This is a genomic window from Leucobacter soli, assembly GCF_042659205.1.
Classification (GTDB): Bacteria; Actinomycetota; Actinomycetes; order Actinomycetales; family Microbacteriaceae; genus Leucobacter; species Leucobacter soli.
On record NZ_JBHSRW010000056.1, the window covers coordinates 1 to 12,142 of the forward strand.

Sequence of the window (12,142 nt, forward strand, 5' to 3'; positions counted from 1 at the left end):
TCCGCGCACGCGTCGAGAAGCTCACCGGCAAGGCCGGGGAGCTCAGCGAGAAGCAGAAGGCCGAGCGCGAGGCCGCACGGGCCGAGGCGCTGGCGAAGCGCGAGGCGATCGTGGCCGAGGCCGAGCGGCTCGCGGCGCAGCCGGAGGCATCGATCCGCTGGAAGGACACCGGTGCGGCGTTCGAACAGCTCTTCACCGACTGGCAGGAGATCCAGCGGCACGGCGCGAGCGTGCCCAAGGGCCAGGCGGATGCGCTGTGGAAGCGCTTCCGCAGCGCCCGTCAGACCTTCGACACCGCCCGACGCGGTCATTTCGCCAAGATGGACGCGAACAACAAAGAGGTGAAGCAGGCGAAGGAGCGGCTCATCGCCCAGGCCGAGGCGCTCGCCCCGCGCGGGGTCGACGGCATCCATGCCTACCGCAGCCTGCTCGATGAGTGGAAGACGGTCGGCCGTGCCAGCCGTAAGCTCGACGACCAGCTCTGGGCCCGCTTCAAGGCCGCGGGCGACGGCCTCTACGCGGCGAAGGCGGCCGAGATCGCGCTGCAGGACGAGGAGTACGCCGGGAACCTCACCGCGAAGGAGGCTCTGCTGGCCGAGGCGGAGCCGCTCCTGCAGGAGAAGGATCGCATCGCCGCCCGCAAGCGCCTCACGGAGCTCCAGCTCAAGTGGGACGAGGTCGGCCGGGTGCCCCGCGAGGCGCTGCGCGACGTCGAGGGTCGGCTGCGGAAGATCGAGGATCACGTCAAGGGGCTCGAGGACGAGCACTGGCGCTCGACCAACCCCGAGACCAAGGCGCGCAGCGAGGGCCTGCGCGGCCAGCTCGAGGCGTCGATCGCCGAGCTGACCGCCGAGATCGACGCGGCCAAGGATCCGAAGACGAAGGCCGAGGCGGAGCAGAAGCTCGCGACGCAGCAGTCCTGGCTCGCCGCGCTGGGCGACTGAGCGGACGGGCCCGGCCGATTCCGGCCGGGCGCGGACGAGTGACTGCGACCGTGTGACACGCGCTCCCGTTCACGAATCCGATTCGGCGCTCCAGGTGCCGCATAGAAGCCGCTGAACGGCGACTTATCCACAGATGGGCAGACCGGGCTCCGGCGGCCGCACGGGTGGGGCAGCATGGGGACATGCCCGCCGCAAGAGTCGCCACCGCCCCGCCCGCTCGAGTGAAGGATCCCCCGAACCCGCCTCGGTACGACCTCTGGCCGGCAGCCCTGCGCTCGGCCGGGCGGCTTCACGGTCTGCTGGTGCCCTGCGGCCCGGGCTTCCGCGGCATCGGCTGGCCGGAGACGCCGCGGGTGCGCACGGCCGCACTCGCCGAGTTCCTCTCGCCGGACCTCGCGGCCACGCATCTGACCGCGGCTTGGGTCTGGGGCGCGGCCAAGGACCCCGGCGAACCCCTGAGGTTCAGTACGCGTGATCGGCGGCGGAACCTCAGGCGCGAGACCCCGCAGATCCGGATCTCCGAACTGCGGCTCGCACCTGGCGACATGCACGAGCTCGGCGCCTTCGCCGTGACGACTCCCCTGCGCACGCTGCTCGATCTGCTGTACGCCGACACGGGCTTCGGGAAGCGCGAGCGAGTCGCCTGCCGCCTGCTCGCCCTGCAGATCCCCGGGGGCTGGGCGACGGCCCGTGAACGCGTGGAGGCCCGCCGTCGACCGTACCGGACCGTCGCGAGGGAACGGCTCGCCGCACTCGCGCCCGATCGGTCCCGCGCGGGAGAGGCCTCTCCCCGGTCCTCGGCCTGATGCTCGGCGTCACCGAAGGGTCGACCTTCCGCGGGCTCAGCCGGACTGCACCCGATAGGCATCGTAGACGCCATCGATGCGGCGCACGGCGTTGAGCACGTGATCGAGGTGCGTGGTGTTGGCCATCTCGAAGAGGAAGCGGCTGATCGCCAGGCGCGAGCTCGAGGTCTGCACCGAGGCCGAGAGGATGTTCACGTGGTGCTCCGAGAGCGCCCTCGTGACGTCGGAGAGCAGGCCGGAGCGGTCGAGGGCCTCGACCTGGATATGCACGAGGAACACGCTCTTCGATGTGGGCGCCCACTCGACCTCGACCAGGCGATCCTCCTGCTTCGCGAGCGACTGGAAGTTGGGGCAATCGGTACGATGCACCGAGACGCCCTGGCCCTTGGTGATGAAACCGCGGATCTCATCCCCCGGCACCGGCGTGCAGCACTTCGCGAGCTTCACGAGTACATCGCTCGCTCCCTTGACCAGCACGCCCGACGACGAGTCGCTCTTGCGGGATCGGATCGGCGTCGGATCCGGCAGCGTCTCGAGCCGGCTCTCCTCCTCGGCCGAGTCCCGGTCGACGAGCGCCGTCACCTTCTCGATCACCGACTGCGCCGAGACGTGATTCTCGCCGATCCCGGCGAGCAGCCCGGCCACATCCGGATAGCGGAGCTGCAACGCGACCTGCTGGATGGCTTCGGAGTTCATCAGCTGGTGGAGCGGGAGCCCCTGCTTCCGCAACGCCTTCGTCAGCTCGTTCTTGCCGAGCTCGGCGGCCTCGTCGCGGCGCTCCTTGGTGAACCACTGGCGGATCTTGTTCTGGGCGCGCTTGCTCTTGACGAAGGCCAGCCAGCCCGCGTTCGGTCCGGCGTTCGGATCCTTCGAGGTGAACACCTCGACGACGTCGCCGTTCTGCAGCGCCGTCTCGAGAGGCACGAGCTTGCCGTTGACCCGAGCCCCCATCGTCCGATGGCCCACCTCGGTGTGGACGGCGTAGGCGAAATCGACTGGCGTGCCCCCGGCCGGCAGGCCGATGACGCGGCCCTTCGGCGTGAACGCGTAGACCTCCTTCGCCCCGATCTCGAAGCGGAGCGCATCGAGAAACTCGCTCGGGTCCTCGGTCTCGGCCTGCCAATCCGAGATGTGCGCGAGCCAGGCCATGTCGCTCGAGGTCGGCCCGCCCTGCTGGGTCTGCTTGTACTTCCAGTGCGCGGCGACGCCGTACTCGGCGCGCTGGTGCATCTCGTAGCTGCGGATCTGGATCTCGACCGCCCGACCGTCCGGTCCGATCACGGTCGTGTGCAGCGACTGGTAGAGGTTGAACTTCGGCGTCGCGATGTAGTCCTTGAAGCGGCCGGGGATCGGAGTCCAGCGCGCGTGCACGGCCCCGAGGACGGCGTAGCAGTCGCGGATCGAATGGACGAGCACACGGATGCCGACGAGGTCGTAGATGTCGTCGAAGTCCCGGCCCCGCACGATCATCTTCTGGTAGATCGAATAGAGCTCCTTGGGGCGCCCCGTGACCTCGCCGCGGATCCGGGCCTCGCGGAGGTCCTCGTTGATCGCACCGATGACCTTGCCGACGAGCTCCTCGCGCTTCGGATTGCGCTGGGTGACGAGGTTCTCGATCTCGGCGTAGAGCTTCGGCTTCAGCACGGCGAACGAGAGATCCTCGAGCTCGGTCTTCATCGACTGGATGCCCAGGCGATGCGCGAGCGGCGTGTAGATCTCGAGCGTCTCCTGCGCCTTCCGTTTGGCCGACTCGGACGACACGAAGCCCCAGGTGCGGGCGTTGTGCAGGCGGTCGGCGAGCTTGATCACGATGACGCGGATGTCTCGCGACATCGAGATGATCATCTTCCGCACGGTCTCCGCCTGAGCGGAGTCCCCGTACTTCACCTTGTCCAGCTTGGTGACGCCGTCGACGAGCATCGCGATCTCCTCGCCGAAGTCGGCGGTGAGCTGTTCGAGCGAGTAGTCCGTGTCCTCGACCGTGTCGTGGAGCAGCGCGGCGGCGATCACGACAGGGGCGACGCCGAGTTCGGCCAGGATCTGCGCCACCGCGATCGGGTGGGTGATGTACGGCTCACCGCTTCGGCGCTTCTGCTCGCGATGAGCCAGTTCGGCCACGCGATAGGCGCGGTCGATCACCGACAGGTCCGCCTTCGGCCAACTGCTGCGGACCGTTCGTATCAGCTGATCCACAGCGCCGGGCGAGGAGCTGCTCCGTGAGAACAGTCTCGACACCAGGCCGATGCGGGAACCGGAGCCGCTCGCCGGCGCGTCGGTGCTCGACATGGCTCACCTCCTCCAGCGCGATCGGATGAGGCTACACTATCGCTTCGCGGACGCGCCTTCCGCACGCTCGGCGCCGTCGGAACCCGCCTCATCATCGCCCTCGTCGCCGTCGGCGTCCGAAGCGCCGGACTCACGGCCGCGCGCGCGGGCGACGCGAGCATCGTGCTTCTGGATCTCGGACTCTCCCTGCCGCAGCTGGACGTACACGGGAGCCGCGATGAAGATCGTCGAGTAGGCGCCGACGAGGATGCCGATGAAGAGCGCGAGCGCGATATCCCGCAGGGTGCCGGCACCCAGGACGAAGGCGCCGATAAAGAGGATCGAGCCGACCGGCAGCAATGCCACCACGGAGGTGTTGATCGATCGGACGAGGGTCTGGTTGACCGCGAGGTTGACCGCCTCCCCGAACGTCCGACGCTCGGTGAGCTCGCCCGGAGAAGTGTTCTCTCGGATCTTGTCGAACACCACGACCGTGTCGTAGAGCGAGTAGCCCAGGATCGTGAGGAAGCCGATCACCGCCGCCGGTGTGATCTCGAAACCGGAGAGTCCGTAGATGCCCGCCGTGATGATGAGGTCGTGGAACAGCGCGATCATGGCCGCGAGCGACATCTTCCAGGTGCGGAAGTAGAGTGCCATGACGAGCGCGGCGAAGAGGATGAACACGACGAGACCGATCAGCGCCTGCCGCGTAATGTCCTTGCCCCAGAGTGCGCCGATGTACGACGCCGTAACCTCGGACTCGTCGACGCCGTACGCCTCCGCGAGGGCGGCGTGCAGCTGGCGGGACTGGGTGTCCTCGAGCTGCTCGGTCTGCACCCGGATATCGGTCTGCCCGACGAGGGAGACTCGCGGTGCGGATCCGGGCAGCACCGATTCGACCGCACCCGCTGCGATGCTCTGATCCCGCTCGCCGCCGTCGGCGACGTGCACCTGGAACTGGCTGCCGCCGGTGAACTCGATGCCGAGCGTGAAGCCGCCGCGGAGGAACGGGCCCACGATGGCGATGACGATCAGGACGGAGGCGATCAGGTACCAGGTCTTGCGACGACCGATGAAATCGAACGACTTCTCACCGGTGTAGAGCGCGTTGCCGAACTCGGCGAAGGTGCGACGAGCCATGTCAGCTCTCCTTTCCGGTGGTGGTCGATGCTCCGACCGCTTCACCCTGGCCTCGCGCGGCTTCCAATGCCTTGCGCTCGGCGATCGTCTGACGGCGCTGAGCCTCCTTCGCCGCCCCGGTCGACTTCTTGGCGGCGGCGCCCTTCTTGCCCGCGGTGGGCTCGCGGAACTGCGCGCGGCCGCGGTACACGGCCCCGAGTCGCTGCGGATCGAGCCCCGACAGCGGATGACCGTCGGCGTAGAAGCGGGTCCGTGCGAGCAGCACCACCATCGGATGGGTGAACAGCGCCACGACGAGCACGTCGACCAGCGTCGTGAGGCCGAGTGTGAATGCGAAGCCCTGCACGCTGCCGACGGCGAGGATGAATAGGATCGCCGCGGCGAGGAAGTTGATGCCGTCAGAGGCGAGCACGGTCCGGAACGCGCGCTTCCAGCCCTGCTCGACCGCCTGTTCGAGGGCGAAGCCGTCGCGGAGCGCGTCGCGGATGCGTTCGAAGTACACGATGAACGAGTCCGCGGTGAAGCCGACGGCGACGATGATACCGGCGATACCGGCGAGCGACAGTCGATAGCCCTGGCGCCACGAGAAGTACGTGAGCAGGAGATACGTCAGCACGCCGGCGATCGCGAGGGAGAGGATCGTGATCGATCCGAGCGCCCGGTACTGGAACATCGAGTAGACGACGACGAGCAGCAGGCCGATCAGGCCCGCGAGGAGGCCCGCCTGGAGCTGGTTCGAACCGAGCGTCGCCGAGATGTCCTCCTGGCTCTGCACGGTGAAGCCGATCGGCAGCGCACCGAACTTGAGCTGATCGGCGAGCGCCTCGGCCGAGTCCTGCGTGAAGTTGCCGGTGATCGACGGGCGCCCGTTCAGGATCTGGGCGTTCATGGTCGGCGCGGAGAGCACCTGGCCGTCGAGCACGAAGGCGAACTGGTCGAGCGGCGACTGGGCGCCGTACATCCGCTGGCTGATCTCGCCGAAGGTCTGGGTGCCCTCGTCGTTCATCTTCATCTGGACCGCCCACTGGCCGGTGGTCGCACCGGTCGAGGTGGTCTCGAGCTGCGCCGTGGCGTCCTCGATCACGTCGCCGCTCAGTTCGACCGGGCCGAGGATGTACTTGATCGGCAGGTCGTTCTCGCAGGTGATGAGCGGGCGGTCGCCCGGGGCCTCGCTCAGCCCGGCCGTCGACTCCGGGGTGCACTCGAAGGCGTTGAACTCCTCGACGAGCGCATCGGTCAGCCAGGCCTCGTCGTACGCGGTCTCCGGGATCGGGTCGGGGTCGCGCGCGCCGGTGTCCGTGGCGGCGTCGGTATCGGTGGCGTCCTCGGCCGCTGCGTCCTCTGCCCCCGAGTCCTCGGCCGCGGGATCCTCGGCTGCGGAATCCTCGGCCACCGTGCCGTCTCCGGCGGCGTCATCGCCATCGGCGTCCGTCTCGGTCGATGCGTCGGTGGTCGGGGTGCCGTCGGCGGCTGCGAGCACCGGGCGGAAGTCGAGCTGGGCCGAGGCCTCGATGCGCTGCAGCGTGGCCTCGTCGGCCTTGCCCGGGATCGACACCGAGATGTTCTGGCTGCCCTGGGTGGCGATCTCGGACTCCGAGACGCCCGCGGCGTCGACGCGCTGGCGGATGATCGACACGGCCTGGTCGAGCTGTTCTCCGGAGACGGCCTCGCCGGTGCTCTGCTGCGCGGCGAGGATGATCTGGGTGCCGCCCTGGAGGTCGAGCGCGAGCTTCGGCGTCCAGGTCGCTTCTCCGCGGAAGACGCCGATCGAGATCACCCCGACCAGTCCGACGAGGATGACCAGGAGCGCGATGAGCGAGCCGCGGGCTCTCTTCACTGCGGGGGTAGACGCCACGGATCGACTTCTTTCTCGTGCTGCGGTTCGTTCAGGAGTCGGACGCCGCGCGCCCGCTCGGATCAGGACTTGGGGGTGTCGTCGCCCTCGGACGCGTCGGAGGCCGGCGTCTCGTCGGCGGCATCCGGCGCGCTCTCTGCACCGGTGTCGGCGTCAGGGGCGGCGATCCGCTCGCCGAACGCCGGGTCGTCGTCGGGGGCGATCTCATCGCCCGGCGTCTCGACGGCGTCCACCGGCGTGACGATCTGGCCGATCGCGTTGCGGTGCACGACGAGCGTCGAAGAGCCGCTGCGGACGGTGACGCGGTTCTCGGCCTCGTCGACCTGTTCGACCGTCGCGAAGATCCCCGACTGCAGCATCACCTCGGCGCCCGGCTGCAGCTTGCTCTGCATCTCCTGAGCCGCCTGCTGGCGCTTCTTGCCGTTGCGGATCATGAAGATGATCATCACGGCGATCAGGCCGAACATGATGAGTGTCATCGGGTCCATATGGTGAGAATCCTTCCGCGCACGGGCGTGATAAATCAGCACGCGATCGCGCGCACAACCTTTACGACTATAGGGCATCCGGAATCGGAATGCCTGTGTGTTCCCATCCCCGTCTCGTGGCCACCCGACCGCGCGGCGTGCGGCTCAGCAGGCCGGCTCGCACTAGGAAGGGCTCGACCACCGCCTCGATGGTCTCGGCCTCTTCCCCGACGGACACGGCGAGCGTCGACAGCCCGACCGGACCCCCGCCGAACCGCTCGACCACGGCTCGCAGCACCTCGCGATCGAGGCGATCCAGCCCGTGCGCGTCGACGTCGTACAGCGTCAGTGCGGCATGCACCGCCTCGACGTCACCGGGCGTGCCGTGGACGAGGCTGTAGTCTCGCACGCGGCGCAGCAGTCGGTTCGCAATCCGCGGGGTACCGCGTGAGCGCCCGGCGATCTCCGAGACGCCCGCTGCGGCCACGTCGAAACCGAGCAGACCGGCCGCTCGCTGCACGACGTGCGAGAGCTCGTCCTCGTCGTAGAACTCCAGGTGCGCGGTGAAGCCGAATCGATCGCGGAGCGGATTCGGCAGCAGGCCCGCCCGGGTCGTCGCCCCGACCAGCGTGAACGGTGCGAGTTCCAGCGGGATAGAGGTGGCACCCGCCCCCTTGCCGACCATGATGTCGATCTTGAAGTCCTCCATCGCGAGGTAGAGCATCTCCTCCGCGCTGCGCGCCATGCGGTGGATCTCGTCGATGAAGAGCACCTCGCCCGGCGTGAGCGCGGAGAGGACCGCCGCGAGGTCGCCGGCGTGCTGGATCGCCGGGCCAGAGGTCTGGTGCAGCGGCTTGTCCAGCTCGGCCGCGACGATCATCGAGAGGGTCGTCTTGCCGAGCCCCGGCGGCCCGGCGAGCAGGATGTGGTCGGGCGTTCGCTGCTGAATCGTGGCGGCGTCGAGCAGCAGCCGCAGCTGGCGGCGGACCTTCGACTGCCCGACGAACTCGTCGAGCGTGGCCGGGCGGAGCGCCCCCTCGAAGCCGAGCTCGTTCGCGGCGACCTGCGGCGAGAGCTCCCCGCTCATCGCGCACCCCGGTCGCTCGGCAGACGCGGGGCCTGCAGCAGTGCAAGTGCGGCCCGCAGCAGCCCGGCCTCATCGTTCGGCGCGCCGGCGCTCCTCGCATCCTGCACCGCGGTCTCCGCCTGGGCCTCGCCGTAGCCGAGGCCCAGCAGTCCCTGCACGACCGTGGCGGCCGCACGATCGTCGATGGCCCGGCCACCGGGCGTCTCATCCGCCTCGGCCTCCGTCCCGCCGAACGCCAGTGGATCGAGTTTGCCGGCGAGCTGCACGGCGATGAGCTTCGCCGTCTTCGGACCGATCCCGGAGACTTTGCGGAACGGCTTCTCGTCCTCGCTCGCAGCGGCCTGCGCGATCTGCGCGGGGGTGAGCTCGGTCAGCACGCCGAGCGCGCTGCGCGGCCCGACACCCGACACGCCGAGCAGGATGCCGAACACGTCGAGCTCCTCGGCTGTCGCGAAGCCGAAGAGGGTCAGCGAGTCCTCTCGTACGACGAGGTGCGTATGCAGGGCCAGTTCCGCACCCGGGTGCGCGCCGGAGAGCCGTCCCGGCACCTCCAGCCGCATGCCGACGCCCCCACCGGCACCGCCCGGTCCGACATCGACGACGACCCAGCCGGCACCGGCGGCGAGCACCTGGCCGCGTACGAAAGCGATCATGCTCTCACCCTAGAAGCGACCTCCGACATCCGCGCAGTCGCCACGCCGCCCGTTCGAAGATATGTTCTAGGAAAGGGGCGTGCGCGGTTCGCTGCCCTCGGCGTGCGGAGCCGGCGGGCACCCCTCAGACCGCCGCAGGGGCCTCCACATCGCGGTGCTGCGTGCGCACCGCACGATTCACCGAGGAGACGATAGCCTTCAGCGTCGCGCGGGTCGTGTCGGGATCGATCCCGACGCCCCAGAGCCGACGGCCGTCGACATCCAGATCCACGTAGGCCGCCGCGACCGCGTCCCCGCCCGCGCTCATCGCATGCTCGACGTAGTCGAACAGCGTCACCGCGTGCCCGTTCTCGTTCAGCGCGGTGATGAAGGCGTCGACCGGGCCGTTACCGCGCGCCGTGAACTGCGACTGCTCGTCGCCCACGCGGAAGTCGACCGTGAGCTCCGTGATGCCGTCGCCGGCGCTCGTGGACGCCGTGCGGAAGAGTTCGTAGCGCCCCCACTGCTCGAACGCGGAATCGCCGGTCGTCGGCAGGTACTCGTCCTGGAAGATCCGCCAGATCTCCTCGCTCGACACCTCGCCGCCCTCGCTGTCGGTCACGCCCTGCACCACCGAGCTGAACTCGATCTGCAACCTGCGCGGCAGGTCGAGCGAGTGGTCGGTCTTCAGCAGATAGGCGACACCGCCCTTGCCCGACTGCGAGTTGACGCGGATCACGGCCTCGTACGAGCGGCCCAGATCCTTCGGGTCGACCGGCAGATAGGGTACGGCCCACTCGAGCTCGTCGACCGAGACGCCGGCCGCCTCGGCATCGGCCTCCATGCGCTCGAAGCCCTTCTTGATCGCATCCTGGTGCGATCCCGAGAACGCCGTGTAGACCAGGTCGCCGGCCCAGGGGCTCCGCTCGGGCACGCGCAGCTGATTGCAGTACTCGGCCGTGCGACGTACCTCGTCGAGACGCGAGAAGTCGATCTGCGGGTCGATGCCCTGCGTGAACAGGTTGATGCCCAGGGCGACGAGGTCGACGTTGCCGGTGCGCTCGCCGTTGCCGAAGAGGCAGCCCTCGATGCGATCCGCTCCCGCCATGTAGCCCAGCTCGGAGGCCGCGATGGCCGTGCCGCGGTCGTTGTGCGGGTGCAGCGAGATGATCACGTTCTCGCGGTGGTTCAGGTGCCGGCCCATCCACTCGATCGAATCGGCGTAGACGTTCGGCGTCGCCATCTCGACGGTGGCGGGCAGGTTGATGATGACCTTGCGCTCGGGCGTCGGCTCGAAGATCTCGAGCACGTCGTTGCACACCTCGACCGCGTACTCCAGTTCGGTGCCGGTGTACGACTCGGGCGAGTACTCGTAGTAGATCTCGGTGCCTGCGCAGATGTGCTCGCTGGCCTTGCACAGCCTCGCGCCGTCGAGCGCGATCTGCTTGATGCCGGCCCTGTCCTGCCGGAACACGACGTCGCGCTGCAGGATGCTGGTCGAGTTGTAGAGGTGCACGATCGCCTGCTTGGCGCCGATCAGCGACTCGTAGGTGCGGGTGATCAGGTGCTCGCGCGCCTGGGTGAGCACCTGGATCGTGACGTCGTCGGGGATCGCGTCGTCTTCGATCAGCTGGCGAACGAAGTCGAAGTCGGTCTGGCTGGCGCTCGGGAACCCGACCTCGATCTCCTTGTAGCCCATCTTCACGAGCAGGTCGAACATGATCCGCTTGCGCTCGGGGCTCATCGGATCGATGAGGGCCTGATTGCCGTCGCGCAGGTCGACCGCGCACCAGCGCGGCGCCTCGGTGATCCGTTTCGTCGGCCAGGTGCGATCGGGCAGATCGACGTCGATGATCTCGTGGTACGGACGGTACCGGTGGATCGGCATCGCTGAGGGCTGCTGCGTGTTCTTCATGGTCTCTTACTTCTCTCGCTTGAAATCTTGCTCAGCCAACGCGAACACCGCGACGAGGGAGGCCTGGAAGTTAGGACTCGTCGCGGCAGCTAAGGAGAAGCGAGCCGAACAGCACGAAATCACTATAGCACCGCCGGTCCCGGCGGCGGTTCGACACCAATAGGCTGGGCGCATGCGGAACCTGCTGCTCGCCCTGGTGATCGGCTTCACCGCGCTTCTCGGCGCCACCGCAGCACCGGCGGCGCCGGCCGCGGCCGATGTCGACGACTTCGCCTACGACAGCTGGCACGTCGACTACGAGATCTCCCTCGACGGCGCTGGCCGCTCGGTCGCTCAGGTGACCGAGACGCTTGTGCCGCACTTCCCCGCCTTCGACCAGAACCGCGGCGTCGTGCGCGCGCTGCCGCTGCGCTACCTCGGTGCGCCCGCGGCGCCGGAGCAGATCGAGGTGCGCGACGCCTCGGGGGCTCCCGTGCCCTTCGAGGTGGAGGACCAGGACGGCTACCGCCTGATCCTCGTCGGCGACGACGACTACGTGCACGGCGTGCAGCAGTACGTGATCAGCTACGCGCTGCGCGACGTGATCCTGGCGGTGCCCGCAGAACCGGGCCCGGACGGCGCTGAGGCGGAGCCCGTCCGCGACGAGTTCTACTGGAACATCCTGCCGCAGCAGCGCCGGCAGGAGATCGGGGAGTTCGCGGCGCGCATCCACCTCGAGCAGGCGCTCTCGGATCGCCTGAACGGGGCGAGCGCCTGCTATGCGGGCCCCTCCGGCAGCAGCGATCGCTGCGAGCTCGTCGGCGAGATACTCGCCGATGTCGGCGGGGGCGCCGAGTTCGTCGTGCCGCCGACGCCGATGCCCGGCATGCACGGCCTCACCGTCGCGATCGGTCTCGAACCGGGGTCGGCCGTGCAGCCGCCCGAGCGCCTGCCGAGCTTCGCCTACGACGGCCTGCCGGGAATGCTGACCGGCGGCGCGGCAGCGCTCGGGGTCGCGGGGGCCTTCGGCGTTACTGGACTGCGACGTCGCC

General features: G+C 68.7%; 10 protein-coding genes. 3 read left to right on the forward strand and 7 right to left on the reverse strand.

The window, feature by feature from the left end:
* A partial coding sequence (locus tag ACFPZL_RS05565; protein WP_382334846.1) for a DUF349 domain-containing protein occupies positions 1–944 on the forward strand: 944 nt, incomplete at its 5' end.
* Positions 945–1,126: 182 nt separating this feature from the next.
* Positions 1,127–1,750 carry a hypothetical protein gene (locus ACFPZL_RS05570; RefSeq protein ID WP_218113683.1) on the forward strand — a complete coding sequence of 208 codons (624 nt, stop codon included), beginning with the start codon at positions 1,127–1,129 and terminating at the stop codon, positions 1,748–1,750.
* 36 nt (positions 1,751–1,786) lie between these two features.
* Here the strand turns inward: ACFPZL_RS05570 and ACFPZL_RS05575 are convergent, their stop codons facing one another.
* The 7 genes from ACFPZL_RS05575 to leuA form a co-directional block, all read right to left on the reverse strand.
* A complete protein-coding gene (locus tag ACFPZL_RS05575) occupies positions 1,787–4,036 on the reverse strand; it encodes a RelA/SpoT family protein (RefSeq protein ID WP_218113685.1) in 2,250 nt (749 codons plus the stop codon).
* Between the two features lie 36 nt (positions 4,037–4,072).
* Entirely contained in the window at positions 4,073–5,155 is a 1,083-nt protein-coding gene (gene secF / locus ACFPZL_RS05580) for a protein translocase subunit SecF (RefSeq protein WP_218113687.1), read from the reverse strand.
* 1 nt (position 5,156) lies between these two features.
* The gene (gene secD, locus ACFPZL_RS05585) at positions 5,157–7,010 is read right to left on the reverse strand and encodes a protein translocase subunit SecD (RefSeq protein WP_218113688.1); all 1,854 of its coding nucleotides are present in this window, start codon (positions 7,008–7,010) and stop codon (positions 5,157–5,159) included.
* A 62-nt stretch (positions 7,011–7,072) separates the two neighbouring features.
* Complete coding sequence (gene yajC, locus ACFPZL_RS05590) at positions 7,073–7,498, reverse strand: preprotein translocase subunit YajC (protein WP_218113689.1); 426 nt, start codon at positions 7,496–7,498, stop codon at positions 7,073–7,075.
* Between the two features lie 67 nt (positions 7,499–7,565).
* A complete protein-coding gene (gene ruvB / locus ACFPZL_RS05595) occupies positions 7,566–8,564 on the reverse strand; it encodes a Holliday junction branch migration DNA helicase RuvB (protein ID WP_218113690.1) in 999 nt (332 codons plus the stop codon).
* Positions 8,561–9,217, reverse strand: a complete 657-nt coding sequence (gene ruvA / locus ACFPZL_RS05600) for a Holliday junction branch migration protein RuvA (RefSeq protein ID WP_218113691.1) — start codon at positions 9,215–9,217, stop codon at positions 8,561–8,563. The genes ruvB and ruvA overlap by 4 nt, the downstream gene beginning before the upstream one ends.
* 124 nt (positions 9,218–9,341) lie before the next feature.
* Positions 9,342–11,111, reverse strand: a complete 1,770-nt coding sequence (gene leuA, locus ACFPZL_RS05605; RefSeq protein WP_218113693.1) for a 2-isopropylmalate synthase — start codon at positions 11,109–11,111, stop codon at positions 9,342–9,344.
* A 172-nt stretch (positions 11,112–11,283) separates the two neighbouring features.
* Between leuA and ACFPZL_RS05610 the strand changes: the two genes are divergently transcribed.
* Positions 11,284–12,142 (forward strand): DUF2207 domain-containing protein (locus ACFPZL_RS05610; RefSeq protein ID WP_382334850.1); only part of this gene is annotated, 859 nt, incomplete at its 3' end.